This is a genomic window from Ignavibacteriales bacterium, assembly GCA_016709765.1.
In the GTDB taxonomy this organism is placed as follows: domain Bacteria; phylum Bacteroidota; class Ignavibacteria; order Ignavibacteriales; family Ignavibacteriaceae; genus IGN3.
This window is the reverse complement of record JADJMD010000013.1, coordinates 266,308-286,455: the sequence shown is the minus strand read 5'-3', so window position 1 is coordinate 286,455 and position 20,148 is coordinate 266,308. Positions and strand designations below refer to the sequence as shown.

Sequence of the window (20,148 nt, the reverse complement as noted above, 5' to 3'; positions counted from 1 at the left end):
ACACAATGGTCTTAAATGAGAATTAAATTACTACTATTATACCTGATCTTATATGTAAGTTCATTTGCAACCTCTAATGTTAAACCGGTTGAAATAATATACATCCATCCAACGCCTGGTTCACAATATATTCCCGTTCAATCTACCATCATTCTAAAATTAGATAGGAAATTTCAATCTCAATTGAATACGACTTCAGTGAATTTTGAAGTGGTTGGTGAAAAAAGCGGTTTGCATAGTGGTAAAGTTTTAATTTCTGATAATACAATAATCTTTGAACCAGAAATAATTTTTGATTCTTCTGAGAGAGTAAACGTTTCTGTTAGCTCATCCTTATTCGTTAAAGAAAACATATTCATATTTTCGTTTGTAACTAATTCAGTTAAGGAATTTGATCCGAAAATTTTTCAATTACTTTCAGATGATAATAATTTATTAAGCCCGATTGAGATTAATTCTGAATCTGATATCGTTGGAAAGCCGACATTAATAAATGGAGTCACAGTTCCAAGTGATTTCCCCAATATTAATGTATCTGTTTCCAATGAAACTGCACCAGGAAAGGTATTTATATCTAACTGGGGCGGAACATCATATATGATGATATTGGAAAATGACGGTACTCCATATTTTTATAAACGATTCCCTAACAACAATCAAACTCGAGACTTTAAACTTCAACCTACTGGAACCCTAACACGCAGGGTATACGAAAATCTTAATTGTTTTGTTGAAATGGATTCACAGTATAATAATATTGATACTTTTAGTTGTAAAAATGGTTATGGGACAGATGAACACGACATTCAACTTCTACCTAACCACCACTGCTTTTTGATTGCATTGGATAATCAAATTGTAGATATGAGCCAAATTGTTCAGGGTGGACAGACAAATGCTACTGTTAGAGGAAATCATGTCCAGGAACTCGATGAAAACCATAATGTTGTTTTTGAATGGAACTGTTGGGATAATTTTGATATAGTAGATGCGGTTCATAGAAAATCTTCAGGGTAATAATATTGACTATGTTCATATGAACTCTATTGCTATAGACTATGATAATAATATTATTATATCCAGCAGGCATTTAAGTGAAGTGACAAAGATTAATCGTGAAACCGGTGAAATAATGTGGAGGTTAGGTGGAGCGCATAATCAATTTACATTTGTAAATGACTCATATGGTTTTTCATATCAACACGATGTAAGACCTGTTCCTGGTCAACCTAATCAATACACTATATTTGACAATGGTAATTATCGTATCCCTAATTTCTCAAGAGTTGTTGAGTTCAAAATAGATACTTTGACCATGACCGCTACAAAAGTTTGGGAGTATAGACACTCACCAGATTATAGTACTAGTTGGATGGGTAACGCTCAACGCCTTGAAAACGGCAATACATTTATTGACTGGGCGGATTACTCACTGCCAAAAGCTTATGAGGTAACACCTTCTGGGGAGAACGTTTATTCCGCAAACTTTGCCCAAAGCACAGCTTGCTACCGTTCTTTTCGCTTTGAATGGGAAAGTGTTCTTGCAGTTCCTTACCTTATAGCAGAATCTTATTCTGATAAAGTTACGTTGATATTCAATAAATTTGGTGACACGACTGTTGAAAAGTACATTGTATACAGTGGGCTCTCAGCCAATCCGATTAATCCTCTTGACAGTACTGCAAACACATCGATTGATTTAACAAATTTAAACAACAATCAACGATATTACTTCAGGGTTACTGCGCGCAATACTGATGGTACAGAAAGTCCTTTTTCCAATGAAGAAAATGTACTTGTAAGGTTTACTGAGCCTGGTCAAAATATGATTTTAAACAGCGATTTTTCAGACGGCAGCAACCATTGGATTTTCAATGCACGCAATGGTGCTCAGGCACAAGGAACTGTTGTGAATGGTGAGTTTGTTGTAACAATATCAAATAGCGGTTCTGCATACTCAGATATTCAATTAATCCAGGAGAGTTTCCCTATGATTAATGGAAGAAATTATATTTTTGAGTTTGATGCCAAATCAAATAATAATAGAATCATGGAACCAAGAGTCGCTCAGAATGGAGGTAATAATTTAATTTATTCTAGAACGGGACCAATTGTGCTAACACCACAAATGCAGCATTTTCAATATCAATTCCAGATGACCGATCCCACTGATTATAATGCTAGAGTTGTTATGAATTGTGGAAAGTCCAATATTATCTGCTACTTTGATAATATCTCTGTAAAAGAGAGTTTACCTTCAAAAGTTGGAGAGGATAATTCTACAACTCCCAGCGATTTTATTCTCTATTCTAATTTCCCAAATCCTTTCAACCCTTCAACAGTAATTAAATATGCTTTGCCGGAACCGGGCAATGTTAAAATAGAAGTATTTAATATAATGGGTGAAAAAATTAGAAAGTTAATCGATTCACAACAAGATGCCGGATACCATCAGTTAGATTTTGATGGTGCAGATATTTCATCTGGTATATATTTTTATAAAGTTGAATATAAATCAATTGAGAACTATAAATCTTATGTGTCTGTAAAAAAGATGCTTCTTTTAAAATAATAGTAGAGCACGGAGTTTGTGATGAAAATTAATTATCTGTTGTTAGCTTTTTTGCTACTTCTTAATTCAGTTTATGCTCAAAATAATTATGTATATGTTTCCCCTAAACCAAATTCAATTTTGGTATCTAGTAAGACTAATATTATTTTACGAAGCAATTCAATCGTTGATCGCAGTTCCTTAAATCTAAGTTTGATTAGTGTTGTTGGATCACAAAGTGGTTTGCATACTGGACAATTAATTCTTTCAGACGATAAAAGGACAATTGTTTTTAATCCGGATCAGCAATTTGTTGGAAACGAAATAGTAACCGTTTCAATGCTGTCCGGCGTCAAAACAAAAGATGGATCTATGCTTCCATCGTATTCTTTCAATTTTACTACAATTGCAGATGATGCCCAAGTGGCATCGCAATTAAATTCTCAAAGCACAGTTCAATCAGACTATTCAAATGCTCAATATCTTCCTGCACCACCAATCACGATTGATTCTGTAAATAATCCATCACCAGGATATATATTTATGGCCACTTGGGATCGCAACGCTCCTCAGCACATTTATGCAAATTACCTTTTCATACTAGATAATTATGGAAATATTCTTGATTCCATAAGAGTTAATGGAGCACCTTTTGATTTTAAAATCCAACCGAATGGACTTCTATCATATGGACTTGGAGATTATAGTGGAATAGTTCCAGGGGCTAACTCAAATTTAACACACTATGTTTTAGATAGTACACTTGCGGTAGTGGATAGCTTTCAAATGAAAAATGGATATCTCACTGATTTTCATATGATTTTATTTTACTCCCTAACGGACATGCAATGCTTATGTCATATACTACTATAATTTATGATATGAGTCTCATTGTGCCAGGTGGAAGACCAGATGCACAACTAACTATTAATATTTTTCAGGAACAGGATGCATATAAAAATGTTGTGTTTGAATGGAGGGATATAGATTACATTCCAATTACCGATACAGATTTAAATTTAACTGATCCTCGAATTAACCCCAGTACCTTAAATGCATATGATCTGGATAATGATGGAAATCTTCTTCTCTCATTTCGCAACCATAGTGATATTATGAAAATTAGTCGTGAGACAGGAGATATAATGTGGAGATGGGGAGGATTAAAAAATGAATTTACATTTTTTAATGAACATCCGGAAAACGCTCCTTATTATTTTGCACGACAACATCATATTCGCCGTCTCTCAAACGGAAATGTTTCAATTTTTGATAACGGAGAATTTCACACTCCTTGGTACTCACGTGCCGCGGAATATCAATTAGATGAAATTAATAAAACAGCGACTTTAGTTTCTGAATATCGATATTCACCGGGAAATATCTCTACTCAGGCAGCAGGCAATGCAGATCCGCTTTCTGATGGCGGCTGGTTTGTAGGTTATGGTATTCTTTTTCCAACTAGTCCTGTTAAGAGAAATATAGTCGAAGTCCACGGTGATGGCTCCATTGCATTTGAACTCTCACTTCCGAATAATGTGATAGCGTATCGCGTTTCTAAGCAGCCTATGGAAAGAATTGATCCCAAGGATAAAAGTAAGCAAAGGGGAAGTTCAACAGGACAACATTTATCAATTTAATGAAGTTGGAAAAATAACTGGTGTTTCTATAAGATATATCCTGCTTGATGGGGATATTTATAATAGCGTCTCTGTCACTCGTGTACCATATGGTCCAATCAATCCTCAATTTATTAGTGATAGTCCAATTATATACCCTGTTTCAATTCTTTATGAGGGGGTTGCAATTTATTCCCATACTTCTGAGATTCATATTGATTTAAGTGCATATCCGGAAATTGATCAGCCGGCAATGACCGCAATTTATATGCGCGAATTTCCTGGGCAAGGACTTTTTATTGAACTTCCTACTATTTTTGACAGTACGACCAATGAACTAATTGCAAGCACAACAACTTTTGGTGAAATAATATTTGGGAAGCCAGATTTACAACAAGGCTTGGTTTCACCTTTTTTAATTGAACCAATAGATCAGAAAAAAGTACTAGTCGATAATCCAGTAATATTAAAATGGAGCGGGCGCGGATTGCTTCAGTCATTTAATCTCCAATTAGCGGAAGATAGTTTATTCAATTCAACTATCCTGGATACCACAACAATAAATTCATTTGTACAAAAATGGATTCTGCCTACAAATTTACAGCTGGGGACTTTATACAGAATTCGAGTTGAAAGTATTGCTGATTCATCACTCTATGATACTAGTGATACAGAATTTACAATAATGAATCCTTTAGATATTAAAAATATCAGTAGCCTTATACCAAATCAATTTTATCTATCTCAGAATTACCCTAATCCATTTAATCCAAGTACAAAAATTAGTTGGCAGTCCCCGATAGCCGGTAATCAAACATTAAAAATTTATGATGTACTTGGGAATGAAGTAGAAACATTAGTAAACGAATACAAACCCGCGGGAAGTTATGAAGTTGAATTTAATGCTTCAAGTTTATCATCTGGAATTTATTTCTATAAACTGCAGGCAGGAGAATTTATTCAAACACGTAAAATGATATTATTGAAATAAATATTGTGTAAGACGGCTGGGAATTTATATCCCGGCCGTCTTTTTTAGAAAAACTATTCTACTTGAATTTTTCTTTCCAAGGTCAGGTGATTTTAAATTAGTATTTACAATTATTTTACCTGAAACTCTATCCTTTGCAAAACTTTACAATCCAACTTCATTATTTTGAACAAAAGAATTAAAATTATTTTTTAAAGAGAAAAATTCTTATGAAACAAACAGTATATTTCATTTTTATAATGGTTTTGTTGATAGGATGTAAAATGAACAATGAAGATATCATTGATAAGATTTTTATCGAATATAATAATCCCAAATTGCCCGGGGCAGCCGTAATGGTTATAGAAAATGGAGATAAAGTTTTTATAAAAGGTTATGGCCTTGCAAATCTTGAAAAGGATATAGGGGTGACAGTTGAAACTAATTTTAGATTAGCATCTGTGACCAAACAATTTACAGCAATGTCAATTTTGATGCTTATTGATAGGGGTAAACTTTCATTTGAAACTACTCTTAAAAATATTTTTCCCTATTTTCCTGATTATGGAAACAATATCACAATTAAAAATCTTCTGCAGCATACATCCGGTTTAATTGATTACGAAGATTTGATTGATGATACCGTTACAGTTCAGGTAAAAGATAAAGATGTTTTGGATATGATAATGAAAACTGATTCAACTTACTTCATACCGGGTAGCCAGCACAAATACAGTAATACTGGGTATTCTTTACTAGCATTAACTGTTGAAAAAATTTCAGGAATACCTTTTCGTGATTTTCTTAGAGACAATATTTTTACTCCGCTTGAGATGAACAACACAGTTGCGTTTGAAAAAATATAAACGAAGTTAATAACAGGGCTTATGGTTACACAATTAAAGATAACAATTTAGAATTTACAGATCAAAGTGTTACCAGTGCAGTACTTGGAGATGGAGGGATTTATTCATCGCTAAATGATCTTTACAAATGGGATCAGGCTCTTTACAATAATAAACTGATCAATAAAGAATATCTTGATGAGTCATGGACAATGGGCAAAACCAATGCTGGAGTTGAATTCCCTTATGGATACGGCTGGCGTATAGAAACATACGACGGATCTAAAGTGGTATATCATACAGGCAGCACAAGAGGATTCAGAAATATTATATATAGAATACCAGATAAAAAATTTACAGTTGTAATTTTAACAAATCGAGATGCAGACTCAGAGTTTAGTACGCTTAAGTTCGCACATCAGATAGTTGATATTTATTTTCCTGAAGTTCAATAATAGTATTTCATATAAAGTAATTCTCTGGTTGATATAATATTAAAAAAATGAAGATGGACTTTTAAATATGGACCTTGCTAAAAAATTGAGAGAGCCAATGAATGGTTTTACTCATTTTATAGGAGTGATACTTTCAATAATCGGAACTATATTACTTATTAATTCAACTTTGAATCCATTTAAACCTTACCACTTTATTTCGTTTTTAATTTTTGGCATAGGAATGATTCTGCTTTTTACAACAAGTACACTTTATCATTGGCTAAAACTTTCTGAATCAAGTGTTAAAAAAATGAGAAAAGCCGATCACATAATGATTTTTATATACATAGCCGCTTCTTATACTCCAATTTGTATGATTGCATTAAGTAAAAATCTCGGCTGGATTGTTTTAATAGCCGTTTGGAGCGTTGCGGTTGCAGGTATATTAATTAAAATATTTTGGATGAACGCTCCGAGATGGTTATCAACTCTTATTTATATACTTATGGGATGGTTAGCCATTGTTATTATTTATCCGCTTATAAACGCTTTACCATTAGCAGCATTAATGTGGTTATTAATTGGTGGAATTTTTTATACCATTGGTGCTCTAATTTATGCACTAAAAAGGCCTGATCCATTTCCGGGCATTCTAGGTTTTCATGAAATTTTTCATTTGTTCGTATTACTTGGTAGTTTTTCTCACTTTTGGCTTATATATAATTACATTACAATCATTGATGTCTTAAAATAAATTTTCTTTTATCATTCAAACCAATTTCCTATCAAACACTTATATTTCTTCATATATAAACATTCATTCTAAACTCTAATGGTTAATAAGCATTAGTGTTAACACTAACAATTAATTTTTTACATCAAACAGTAAAATTTGGAGCAGGAATTTTCTTTAAGAACAGCACAAAATAAAACCTTTTAGTCTTTTTTTAATCTGCCATAAAAATCCAATAGATTGCTAAAATAGTCCTAACCCACCCCAAGATAAAAAAATTAAGTTTGCATCTGATTTATTAAAAGCATTTTTAAGGAGGCTATTGTCATGAAAACTGTTCACCATTTTATTCTAGTTATCATTTTATCATTTGTTCTCTGTCAGATTGGGGTCCAAGCCCAAACAAGTCAATCCAAAATTGAACAACTTTCAGAGCGGGCCGATGTAATTCTTACCGGCAAAGTCGTAAATCAAAAATCTCAGTGGAATCATGATCAAACCAGAATATCAACACAATCAACTATTCAGGTTGAAGAATATTTAAAAGGGAACGAAGTAAATAATACAATAACTGTAACAACCCCTGGCGGTGAAGTTGGTGAAGTTGGTGAATTGTACACACATATGCCAAGATTTAATAATAATGAAGATGTTTTGCTTTTTGTAAAAAAAGATAAGAACAATGTGGATTACAAGATTGTAGATGGAGAAGATGGGAAACTGACTTTACAAAAGAATAATAAAACCGGTGAATTAGTAACTCCTTTCAATATAAAAGTATCCTCTCTAAAAAAGGAAATTAAATCCTATGTTGAAAAAAGTGAGTAATAGCTGAATCGACCTCATTTAAAATATTTTTAAACTAATCCGATAGAGAAATAAATGAAAATTATTAATACAATTAAAATCTGCTTTGCAGTTTTAATAATAATGTTTAGTACCAACACTTCTTATGCAACTAATACGAACAAATCCTTTAATTTTAACGGTGCCACAAGTTCGTTAAAGATATTAGATGGTGCATCTGTAAATGGGGATGCAAATCAGTCCGGCTTTAAATATTTTAATAGCACTACTTCTTCATCAAATAAAAAAATAACAGTAGATACCTGGGTTTATTTAATCGGAGATAACCCGGGTGCCGTAATGCCCATAATTACGAGATCAGTTGCAGGCGGTAGTACATTTTCTATGTATGTTAAAGATGGAACCGCATTTTTTTCGGTTGGGAATTGTGTCCCCGTTAGTACTGCAAATTCCTTTCCTTCATTTCCTGCTTTTAGCTGGATTAGATTAACAGGAACTTACGATGGAAGTACATTAAAAATTTATTATAACAACACACTTGCTGAAAGCCGTTCTCAAAGTCTGGGACCGGTTTACACTTCTGGAGAAGGATTGTTCATTGGTAAATATGGTGATGATGCATTTAATGGATTAATAGATGAAATAAGAATTTTTAATACTGCCTTATCTTCCAGTCAGATAAACAGTTGCAATGGAGGCGGTGATCCTTCATCCTCAATACCTTCGTCACTTGTTTCTTATTTAGTTGGCAGATGGTCGTTTACAGAAAAATATACATATGGCAATACAGTTGTTCTAAAAGATTTATCATCTAAAAAAAATCATCTTATCTTAACTGATATTGATGAAATAGTACAAAGCAACCCTTTACCTTTTTTCGTTGTTAATTCAAGTTTAGATTTACCCGATTTGAATCCTGGTAATGGAATTGCAGATGCCGGAGACGGTAAAGTTACTTTAAGATCAGCAATACAAGAAGCAAATGCTTTATCCGGATTACAAAAAATTTATTTTTATAATACAAGTTTAGTGCCTTTTATTATTTCTCCCACTTCCAATCTTCCACAAGTGTCCGGTTCCGTTATCTTAGATGGAACTTTTCAAAGAGGATACAACGGTTTGGCTTTGATTGAAGTTCAAGGTTCTTATGGCGGATTAATTATATCGTGTGGAGAAAGTACGGTTAAAGGACTTGTTCTCAATAATTCATCTGGTTTCGGATTAACGCTATCAAATTCAGGTCAGAATAATATTTCGGCAAATCAAATATCAGGAATATTAATAAGCTCCCAGGGAAACAACATCAACAACAATAAAATCACAGGTTCAGCTGGTGATGGTATTTCTATTACAAATGGTGGTATAAATAATCAAATCGGTATACTCTCATCTAACAACATTATTGGTAACACAGGATCTGGAATTTCGGTTGTCGGAGCAAATGGAAATGCAATTTCTAATAATGTAATAAAAAATAATGGATCTGGAATTTTATTATCAAATAGTACCGGAAGTGTATCGTTGAATACTGTTAGTGAAAATACAGGTATTGGGATTATAATAAATGGTGCGAACGGGAACACACTTACCGGCAATACTATTAATTACAATTTGAATGGTGGTTTAACGCTAAACGGAAATAATAATACTTTTAATAATAATTCTTTTCTAATAACACAGGGGTAGGAATTGTTGTAAATACCGGAAATGGAAATCAATTTACAACTAACACTGTTGCCGCAAATACATTAGGCGGTATTTCTTTACTAAGTAGTACTAATACATTATCTGAAAACACTGTTAATGGAAACTTAACATTTGGCATATCATTGAATTTATCAAATGGAAATACAATTAACGCAAATACAATCAATGGAAATACAAATGAAGGGTTACTGGTTAATGGAGACAATAATTCTTTTTACAATAACACAATCAGCGGAAATTTTGGTACCGGAATTACTATTAACGGTAGCACAGGAAACCAACTAACAAATAATAATGTAGAATCAAATTCTCTAGGTGGTGTTGTATTATACAATAGCACTGCAAGTATTCGTGGCAATATTATTAATGGAAATCCAGCAGCTGGAATTTCCCTAATAAATTCTAATGCTAATAAATTATTTAGTAATGAAATAAGTGCCAACCTAAATAATGGTGTAATAGTTAACGGTAATGATAACAAACTGGATAGTAACACAGTTTTTAATAATACTGGCGCAGGTGTTTTTGTAGAAACTGGAAATAATAATTCAATACTTTATAATTCAATTTATAACAACTCAGATTTAGGAGTTAAGTTAAGTGCTTCGGCAAACGATTCACAGGGATTCCCTACATTCAACACATTTTATACCTGGCAGGATGATTCAGCTCTGCCTTTAATTAAAGGTGGGACATCAATCCAGGGAATTTTAAACGGCTCAGCAGGACAAAATTATAAAGTACAATTTTTCGCTAACTCTAGTTCAAATAATAGAGAAGGTAAACGATATCTTGGGGAAATAGAAGTTACAGCAGATCTAGCAGGTGAAGCGGATTTTCTTGCAAACTTAAAAGATGCCGTTCTTACATCTGGTGAAGTGATAAGTGGAACAACAACGAAATTAGATAATTTATATAATCCATTAAGCACATCTGAATTCTCAACATCGATTGAGAGAGCTATTGATGAAGGAGATCATTATATAGTTAACACAACACTGGCGGGAATTCCTTTGCACTGGAAAGATGGAAAAGGTAATTATCAGGTTGCACAATCTATGGTTACTAAAGGTTATGATGATGAAGTCCAGAATGGGTTTAATACCTGGAATGGTTTACAGCAATTAAATTATACTCGTAAATTTTCTACAAACTCAGAAACTTGGGGAGGTAATGCTAATGGCATTAATAATATTGTATGGATTCCAACTTCAAGTGAATGGGAAGATAGTACAGGCGCTCCGACTAATGTAATTGCAGTAACAAGAGTTAGGTATAATGCTTTAAATGGTGAGATGGTTGATATTGATATGGCTTTTAATGGAGATCCTATTTCACTTAATGCTGATCTTGGATATCCGCATTATGAGTGGGTAACAAATCCAGATCCAAACAATCCTGATCCTGCAAAGCTTGATGTTCAAAATGTTGCCACACATGAAATAGGACATTTCTCTGGATTAGCAGATTTATATAACCCGGGTGATTTTAATTATATACTCAATATGAAAAATAACAATCAGCTGGCAACGATGTATGGTAGAATAGATATTGGTGAAACAAATAAGCGAACGTTAAATCCTTCAACATATTCAAATCAAATGGATGTTACCCAAAACGATGTAGGTGGAATAAATTATATCTATAGCCACTTGGGAGACGTTTACTATGATATAGTTTTAGTATACGATGGCACAACAAATTATACATCGTCAGCAGTTCTTAATGGATTTACTCCATCTAAAAATGCTTCGATGGAACTTATTTCTAAATTGAGAATTGGCGATAGAATCGGATGGGTTAACGGAACTTCCGCATCATTCAATGAACCACTTGGAACGGATTTTAATCAGAAGATAAATAAACTCAATACTGAATTGCTTCCAAATCAAACAGGAAATCTTGCAGAGAGAATACAGGCGGCTGAACAATTGTTAGTGGGCTCCTCATCGAATAATAAGAAAGCCATTATATTATTCAGCGCTGGTGAAGTGACCCCTGTGAACCTAATTACAGATTTAAATGTTGATCCTTCCATAAAAATTTACACACTGGGATTTGAAGGATTGAGTAACGGACAAGATTTAATGAGCTGGTTAGCAGATAAGACTCATGGAGAGTATTATAAAATGGCAAGCTCAACAGAAATTCCAACTGCAGTTAATATTATTTGGCTGCGGCTGCTTGGATTAGAAATTTCATATCTATCAGAAGAAATTAGTAGCGAGTATTTTGCCGGTGGATTGCAATGGCAGGGCGGACTTCAATGGCAGGGTGGATTGCAATGGCAAGGTGGATTGCAATGGCAGGGTGGACTTCAATGGCAAGGTGGATTGCAATGGCAGGGTGGATTGCAATGGCAGGGCGGACTTCAATGGCAAGGCGGATTACAATGGCAAGGTGGCTCTCTTGATATGGGGCTTTCCTGGCAAGGTAGTGAATATTCACTTGTATTATTGCCTCCAGGAGTATTTGTAACTGATCCTCCAAATCTTCCTGCAGGAGCTATTACTCAGGATAATTATCAATCATCACCATATGATGTTGAATTCTTAAATGGTTATTCCGGGGCCGGATCATTTGGTAAACCATATAAATATTTTAGAGTAAATAATCCTGGTATTGGAGCATGGACTTATGCAATAATTGAGAATACACCTCCGCCGACAGGACAAACAGAACCGCTTAGAGTTTATATGTCTAACAAGTCAGATTTAGTATTAACATTTAAATCTGATAAGGAGCGATACATTTTACAGAATGATCAGAATGGAGATCCGATACCAGTGATGGTAAACATGGAAGCTAGTTTATTTCAGGGTGGTGAAACAAGTGGATTTAATGATCATACAAAAACAGTTGGTACTCCGGTTAATGATGCTTTGATTGTTGTTCAAATAACTGCACCAGACAGCCAGGTGAGTGAAGGTAGATTAACATTTACTGCGGATGGAAAATATACGATTACACTTGAGACAATATTAACTGGCAACTACAATTTAAAGGTAATTGCGTCTGATCAAGTTGCAAATGGTAATTACAATAACAGCCAGTACGTGATAACAACAGAACATTCATTCTTTGTATCACCTACTGAAGTTCCAATTGAGCCGGTCGTTTCGGTTTTCCCGCCGTACTCGATTTTTGCTAATCAAAATGTTTCACTCGGTACCAGCGTTAAAGTTTATGATACTAAAATTGCTAGTAATTCCAATATCTCTGTCGGTGGGTCATCCAAGATAGATGAAGGTAGTGAAGGTAATGGAACTTTCAATGGTGGAACTAGTTTGAATATTGGCCCATTAACATTTAATAGTAGTGTTTCTATAGGTGGAAGCACTTGTATTACCGGTGACGTTAATAGTGGTTCATCATTAAATGGTGGAACAAGTTTATCAATAAATGGAAATGTCGTTTCTGGTGATATCGTTCAACTTGGCGGTAGTACAAATCTTACTGGTAATTTAGATGCGCAAGGAAATGTAAATCTTGGTACTTCATTAAAAGTTTATGGAAACCTAACAACTGCAGGAAATTTGTATAAATCAAATAGTACAATAATCTATGGAACCATTACTGAAAACGGGACACCCTTTGTCCCTAAAATTTATACTCCAATAACGCTACCAGCAGCAACAGTATTTGTTTCCGGAGGTTCAAATGTTACAAATACATGCACCCTTGTTCCTGGCTCTTACGGTAATATTACTCTTGGTACTTCCAAGACTCTAAATTTAAGTTCAGGTGATTACTATTTTAACTCGTTTACTATGGGCGGCAGTGGTAAGTTAAATCTGAATGTTAGTAACGGAAAGATTCGCATATTTGTAACTGGCAATGTTTCCTTCGGTACAAGTCTGCAGTCAACAGTTCTTAATGGTGACTTTAAAGATGTTTACTTAGAAACTCAAGGTAATTTTAGTATTGGCGGAAGCGGCAAATGGAATGGAATAATCTTTTGTCCACTTGGCAAAATAACAACAGGAACAAGCTGCCTTGTTAAAGGTGCACTATGGTCCAATGGAGATATCAGTATTGGCGGAAGTACTAAAGTTTATGGTATTGATAACTCACTAAACAAACAACAGGGAGATTCTGAAAATAGAGAGGAATTGAGTCAAATAAATCCTAATGAATTTGCTTTAGAACAGAATTTCCCAAATCCATTCAATCCAAGTACTGTAATAAGATATCAACTTCCCGAAAGTAATCATGTAAAATTACAGGTTTATGATATCCTTGGTAATCTGGTTAGAACTTTGGTTGACGAACAAATGGAAGCTGGATACCATAGTGTAGATTGGAATGCGGGTACGCTTGCAAGTGGTGTATATATTTATAGAATCAGCAGCGGTACCTTTGTGGCTACTAAAAAACTTATACTTATGAAGTAAATGATTTCATTCAAGCCCTTGATTTATATTGGATCAAGGGCAGTTTCTATAAACTTATAATTTATGAATATTATCAAATGCCTAAATATGCTTTTTTAAATAAATTAATTCTCAAACTTTTCGGATTTATTTTATGACCAGAGCAGTTCTGTTTTGTGGGATAATAATACTTTTGTTTTTTATACCCATCCAATCCCAAAGCAGTATAGCATTCAATCATCTAACTGTTGAAAATGGCCTATCGCAAAGCGCAGTAACTTGTATTTTACAAGACAAAAATGGATTTATGTGGTTCGGTACTCAAGACGGTTTAAATAGATACGATGGATATAGCTTTAAAATATTTAAAAATATTGCTGATGATTCTACAAGCCTTTCAGATAATTTTATATTTTCAATTTATGAAAATGAATCAGGCTCTCTTTTTATCGAAACACAATCAGGTAAAATTAATAAGTACAATCCTCTTAATGAATCTTTTCAAATCCTTCACAATCAAGAAATAAACAGGTACAAATCTAAAAGAAATTCTGTGCTTGCTATTTATTATGATAGAGATAATGTTGTTTGGTCTGGGGGATTAAGTAAAGAAACCGGTTTAAAAATGGAAAACAAAAGAACCGGTGAAACTAAAATTTATAAACATTTCAATGATGATAAATTTAGCTTAAGTGATAATAAGGTTTATTCAGTGATTCGGGATAGTAAAGGATCATTATGGGTCGGTACCGCTAATGGGCTGGATAAGCTCGATGAAAAAACAAATAAGTTTCAACATTTCAGAAATATACCTGGTGATCCTAATAGTCTGAGCGATAATTGGGTTTGGCCGATTTTTGAAGACTCAAAAGGAAATTTATGGATTGGCACAGTTAAAGGAGGATTAAACAAATTTGATCCTGTCTCAAATTCATTTGTACATTATAAAAATGAACCGGATAATCCGAAAAGTATAAGTGATAATTTTATTTTTTCAATTTACGAAGACAGAAGCGGATTAATATGGGTTGGAACCAATGCAGGTGGGATTAATTATTTTGATCCTTCTTCTCAGGTTTTTGAGCATTATTACAATATTCCTAAAAATAAAAACAGCCTTAGTGATAATACAGTTTATTCAATGTGTGTAGATCAAAAAGGGAATTACTGGATTGGAACAAGAAATGGTGGTTTAGATAAATTCGATTATCAGAAAAAAGTGTTTGTCAATTATTCTCATAATCCTTCAAATCCAAATAGTCTTATCAACAATTCTGTGCAAACAATTTGTGAAGATAAATCAGGATTGTTATGGCTTGGTACATTCAGCAGCGGTATGAATTCTTTTGATCCGGTATCAGGTAAATTTAAAGCATATGTAAATAATCCATCTAACCCAAATTCTTTAACTGATAATCGTGTATACTCAATAATCGAAGATAGTGGAGGCATAATATGGATAGGTACTTATGCAGGCGGGCTTAACCGATTAGACAAAAAAACAGAACTAATTACTAGTTATAAACATGATGAGAATGATTCTTCATCAATAAGTTCAAATAGCGTCTGGTCAATAATCGAAGATAATTCAGGAAGATTATGGCTTGGAACATTCGGTGGTGGTATAAATGTATTTGATAAATCAACTAAAAAGTTTAAACATTTTAGAAATAATCCTGCCGACCCTGAAAGTCTTGGTGATGACAACATAATTAGGGTATTTAAAGACAGTAAGGGAAATATCTGGTTAGGGACAACAAAAGGCTTATGCAAATACAACTCAGATACTGATAAATTTAAAATGTACAGCGAAAAAAATGGGCTTACCAATAATTTTGTTTATGGTATACTGGAAGATGATAAAGGTAATTTATGGCTCAGTACAAATAATGGTTTGTCAAAATTTAATCCAAAAAGCGAAACTTTTAATAATTACTATGCTGAAGACGGTTTGCAGAACAATGAATTTAATCAAAACGCATTTGCAACAGATTATCAAACCGGAAATTTATTATTTGGTGGGGTAAATGGATTTAATGTTTTTAATCCGGAGCGTATAACTGGTAATACTTTTATCCCTCCGATAATGTTTACAAATTACACCAGATACAATACAGATGATCAGGAAGGTAAACCCATAACTGGAAAAGGTATTTCTGAAATGAAAGAAATATCTGTTACTTATAAAGATAATATTGTTACTCTCGAGTTTTCTGCTTTAAGTTATTACAACAATTTTAATAATCAGTATAAATATAAACTTGAAGGATTTAATGAAAATTGGATTCAATTGGGAAGCAATAATAAAGTTACGTTTACAAATTTATCACCTGGCGATTATGTCCTTAATGTTATAGGCTCAAATAATGATGGGGTATGGAATGAAGAAGGAAAATCGTTAACGATTCATGTTTCACCTCCATGGTGGAAAACGAATATAGCTTATGCAATTTATGCTGTGTTGTTTTTTGGAATGTTATACAGTATTAGAAAATTTGAAATAGATAGACGTGAGCAAAAATCACGTATCAGGGAATCTGAACTAAAAATTAAAGTTACCGAAGCCGAAAAGCGCACTTTGGAAATTGAGAATGAGAGAAAGACTAAAGAGCTTGAAGAAGCAAGGCAACTACAGCTATCAATGCTTCCAAAAGAGCTCCCCAATCTTCCTAACCTTGAGATTGCAGCATTCATGCGAACTGCAACTGAAGTTGGAGGTGACTATTATGATTTTATTTTACAGGAGAATAACGTATTAAATGTTGCCTTTGGTGATGCAACGGGTCACGGACTTCAAGCAGGTACTATGGTTACATTAATGAAGGGGTTCTTTACTGCTGATTCCTCAAAGCTTGGAATAAAAGAATTTATGTCTCATTGTAGCAGTGTTATTAAAGATATTAAGCTCGGCAGAATATTAATGTCTTTTAGTTATTTAAAAATTAATGGCAATAAGCTTCAAGTTACAAGTGCAGGTATGCCTCCGATTTTTTACTATAATAATGATTCAAAAAACGTTGAAGAAATTATTATTCAGGGAATGCCTTTGGGCGCTATGCGAAATGCATCTTACAATCTTGTTGAAAAAGAACTAAAACAAGGTGATACTATATTGCTACTTACTGATGGTTTACCCGAACAAATGAATAGTGATGAGGAAATGTTTGATTATTCTAGAGTTAAAAAGCAGTTTAATGACATAATAGAAAATCCTCCAGATACTATTATAGAAAAACTTGTTAAGGCAGGCGACGATTGGATGGGAAGCAGGATTCAGGATGATGATATAAGCTTTGTGGTCATACGAATTAAATAAAAATTATTATGTTTTTGATTTTAGTGTTAATTATTTTCATTGCAAATCATCAGCAAATAATTTTATTGGTTATAGTGAGAATATTATTATATTCACGTTTGAGTTCCGACCTAAAATTAAAAACATTTTTAAAATTATAATTTTGAAAGAGAATTAATGGACTCGAATATTAAACTAGAGATCAAGCTGCCAAAAGTTCCTGACATTGAATTGGTAGCAATTGAAAGTCTGCAGATAATGGGCAGACATTTGGGCATCTCCGATGACAAGATCGGCGAGGCTAAAATTATTGTAACTGAAGCTATAATTAATGGACTTGAACATTCAGGTGATGAATACCCAAATGTGGAAGTTGAATTCAGTATGGCCAAGGAAAAACTAATAATATTTGTAACTGATTTTGGAGCGGGGTTTGAACCGGAGAATATAGAGGATCCGAATATTAAAGACAAAATTCACAGTTCACACAAACGTGGATGGGGTCTTAAATTAATGAAATCTATGTCAGATGATCTTACGATAGAATCAGGTCCTAATGGCACAAGAATAACAATTACTAAAAATTTAATCTAAGTGGAGAGATATTTAATGAGTACCGATTTTAATTTAATTTCAGAATTACACGATAAAACTCTTGTTATTAAAACTGAAGGATATATCAATAACATAGGTGGTGAAAAGATTGTAGAAGAGTTTTCAAAACATAATGGAATAAGTAAGCTTGTACTTAATCTTGAAAAATCAAAAGTTGTAAACTCAATTGGCATATCCCACTTGATTGAGGTTATCGAAAAATTAAATCAGGGAAATGGTAAATTAGTTTTTACTAACCTTGATCCTACAATAGAAAAAACTTTTACAATAATGGGGCTATTTCAGTTTGCAGGGAAAGCCGATACGGTTGAGTCAGCTTTAAGCAGCTGATTCGGTTCGTTTTTAAGCACTGTTACCACAGATTATAAGTCTGTCAGAATACTGTCATTCCGTTTCGAAAGCTTTAGGGATCGGATTCTAAGGTCTAGTTTTTGTTCAAGAAGAAGAACCTAAAACAAGTTCAGATTGACAAAAGCGAAGTTCTCGGACGGACTCATATGCCGTGACTGCATGATTACTAAATTCGGCTTACTTTTGTTTTGAGCATCAAAAGTAATTATCAATTCTTCATAAACTATTTATAACATTGGAAAATAATAACCTCGTACAAAAACTTTCTCTACAGGCTGAATCTTTTCAGGAGGGATTTGAAATCCTTTCTAAATCTATCAGCCTCGTTGAGATGATTGAGAATTTTCTTCACTTATTGAGAGGAAATTTTTTAATATCTGATGTATATATATGTCATAAAATTAGGACCGATTTTAAATGGAATAGTGTAGTTCCAAAGAAAGAATTAGATTCAGTTGACTTAGAATACATAGATGAATCAAAGGGTTTTGCCATTAAGTATTTTGAAAATAAAAAATATAATGTTTCCATATTTCTTCCTCTAGCTGATCAATCCTTTCTAGGTATCCTAATGGGCGATAAAATGGATAAAACCGAATTTAATGATTTGGATAAAATTACTCTACAAATTTTACTCCAGGTTTTTGATGCTGCTTATAGATCCTTTCTAAATCAAAAAAGAGTTAAATCTTTAATGTTTGAGTTGAACGAAAAAGTAGTACAGCTTAATAACCTAATTGATACTGTAATTGAAGTTTCTCGGTATGATAAAAGAAGTATAATATTTGATTTAGCACTTGAGAAAATTACCCCACTTACGAATGCCTCAGCTTCTTTACTTCAGATAGTAAAAGAAAATGAAATTATAGAAGAGCATTCTTTCCCCACAAAACTAAACTTGAAAGAAGTGATTGATTCTAAATACAAAATAGAAACTTCATTTGATTATGGTGCTCTAAGATACAATTTTACTTTGGCTGACAAAGAAACTCGAAAAGGTGTTACAGATTTTAATGATTTAGATAAACTTCTATTAGATGCTGTTTCACGTCAAGTTAAAGCTTCAATTGAAAATGAGTACCTAAACAATCAGGCGATTGAAAAAGAAAAAATGGAACAGGAACTAAATGTTGCTGCATCTATTCAAAAAATGATTTTACCGGAAACTTTACCTAAAATTGAAGGTTATGACTTAGCCGGCACAAATATTCCCTCTAAAGAAGTTGGCGGAGATTATTATGATTGCTTTGATTTAGGAAAAGGCAAATATGCTTTAATCATTGCCGATGTTGCCGGAAAGGGAATTGGTGCTGCCCTACTAGTGAGTACATTAGATGCTGCTCTTTATTCCTACCTCGAATTTGATATTCCACTTACAGAAATGGCAGATAGATTAAATAAACTTATTTTTAAGTCTTCTCCCTCCGATAAATACATAACATTTTTTATTTCAGTTCTGGATAGTAATTCCGGCGAATTGGATATAGTTAATGCCGGACATAATCCTATTTTTTTGTTAAGAAAAAATGGCCAATTAGAAAAATTGGAGGCAGGTGGTGTGGGGCTTGGTATGTTTGATTTTGGAATTCCATTCACAGGTCAAAAATCAATAATGAATCCTGGGGACAAACTTTTCTTATATACTGATGGCATTCCTGAAGCAATGAATGAAAATGAAGAAGAATATTCGGATGAAAGAATGATAAACTTTTTCCAAAGCAATTCTCATTTATCTTCAGATGAATTTGTCAAGTCTATTGTACAAGATGTAAAAGCTCATGTTGTTAGCGCTCTGCAAAGTGATGATATAACAGCAATAATTCTTAAAAGAATTTAATTTTTTCT

The 20,148-nt window shown here is 33.4% G+C and carries 15 protein-coding genes; all 15 read left to right on the top strand.

What is annotated here, in order from left to right; translation table 11 throughout:
* Window positions 1-15 precede the first annotated feature (15 nt).
* Entirely contained in the window at window positions 16-1,017 is a 1,002-nt protein-coding gene (locus tag IPJ23_10865; protein ID MBK7631179.1) for an aryl-sulfate sulfotransferase, read from the top strand.
* Window positions 989-2,572 (top strand): aryl-sulfate sulfotransferase, encoded by a 1,584-nt coding sequence (locus IPJ23_10860; protein ID MBK7631178.1) that lies wholly within the window; start codon window positions 989-991, stop codon window positions 2,570-2,572. Before IPJ23_10865 ends, IPJ23_10860 begins: the two co-directional genes overlap by 29 nt.
* A gap of 21 nt (window positions 2,573-2,593) precedes the next feature.
* Window positions 2,594-3,424, top strand: coding sequence for an Ig-like domain-containing protein (locus IPJ23_10855; protein MBK7631177.1), 831 nt, complete (start codon window positions 2,594-2,596; stop codon window positions 3,422-3,424).
* Window positions 3,406-4,191: an aryl-sulfate sulfotransferase gene (locus IPJ23_10850; GenBank protein ID MBK7631176.1), complete on the top strand. Its 786-nt coding sequence runs from the start codon at window positions 3,406-3,408 to the stop codon at window positions 4,189-4,191. The genes IPJ23_10855 and IPJ23_10850 overlap by 19 nt, the downstream gene beginning before the upstream one ends.
* Before the next feature lie 247 nt (window positions 4,192-4,438).
* Complete coding sequence (locus tag IPJ23_10845) at window positions 4,439-5,161, top strand: T9SS type A sorting domain-containing protein (protein ID MBK7631175.1); 723 nt, start codon at window positions 4,439-4,441, stop codon at window positions 5,159-5,161.
* Window positions 5,162-5,370: 209 nt separating this feature from the next.
* Window positions 5,371-6,006: a serine hydrolase gene (locus IPJ23_10840; GenBank protein MBK7631174.1), complete on the top strand. Its 636-nt coding sequence runs from the start codon at window positions 5,371-5,373 to the stop codon at window positions 6,004-6,006.
* A complete protein-coding gene (locus IPJ23_10835) occupies window positions 6,003-6,440 on the top strand; it encodes a beta-lactamase family protein (GenBank protein MBK7631173.1) in 438 nt (145 codons plus the stop codon). Before IPJ23_10840 ends, IPJ23_10835 begins: the two co-directional genes overlap by 4 nt.
* A gap of 67 nt (window positions 6,441-6,507) precedes the next feature.
* Entirely contained in the window at window positions 6,508-7,176 is a 669-nt protein-coding gene (locus IPJ23_10830; protein MBK7631172.1) for a hemolysin III family protein, read from the top strand.
* A 306-nt stretch (window positions 7,177-7,482) separates the two neighbouring features.
* Window positions 7,483-7,983 carry a hypothetical protein gene (locus tag IPJ23_10825; GenBank protein ID MBK7631171.1) on the top strand — a complete coding sequence of 167 codons (501 nt, stop codon included), beginning with the start codon at window positions 7,483-7,485 and terminating at the stop codon, window positions 7,981-7,983.
* A 54-nt stretch (window positions 7,984-8,037) separates the two neighbouring features.
* Window positions 8,038-9,648: a right-handed parallel beta-helix repeat-containing protein gene (locus tag IPJ23_10820; GenBank protein MBK7631170.1), complete on the top strand. Its 1,611-nt coding sequence runs from the start codon at window positions 8,038-8,040 to the stop codon at window positions 9,646-9,648.
* Between the two features lie 143 nt (window positions 9,649-9,791).
* Window positions 9,792-14,063 (top strand): right-handed parallel beta-helix repeat-containing protein, encoded by a 4,272-nt coding sequence (locus IPJ23_10815; protein ID MBK7631169.1) that lies wholly within the window; start codon window positions 9,792-9,794, stop codon window positions 14,061-14,063.
* Window positions 14,064-14,196: 133 nt separating this feature from the next.
* The gene (locus IPJ23_10810; GenBank protein ID MBK7631168.1) at window positions 14,197-17,358 is read left to right on the top strand and encodes a SpoIIE family protein phosphatase; all 3,162 of its coding nucleotides are present in this window, start codon (window positions 14,197-14,199) and stop codon (window positions 17,356-17,358) included.
* A 156-nt stretch (window positions 17,359-17,514) separates the two neighbouring features.
* The gene (locus tag IPJ23_10805; GenBank protein MBK7631167.1) at window positions 17,515-17,931 is read left to right on the top strand and encodes an ATP-binding protein; all 417 of its coding nucleotides are present in this window, start codon (window positions 17,515-17,517) and stop codon (window positions 17,929-17,931) included.
* 15 nt (window positions 17,932-17,946) lie between these two features.
* Window positions 17,947-18,282, top strand: coding sequence for an STAS domain-containing protein (locus tag IPJ23_10800; GenBank protein MBK7631166.1), 336 nt, complete (start codon window positions 17,947-17,949; stop codon window positions 18,280-18,282).
* Between the two features lie 256 nt (window positions 18,283-18,538).
* Window positions 18,539-20,140 (top strand): PP2C family protein-serine/threonine phosphatase, encoded by a 1,602-nt coding sequence (locus IPJ23_10795; protein MBK7631165.1) that lies wholly within the window; start codon window positions 18,539-18,541, stop codon window positions 20,138-20,140.
* Window positions 20,141-20,148 lie beyond the last annotated feature (8 nt).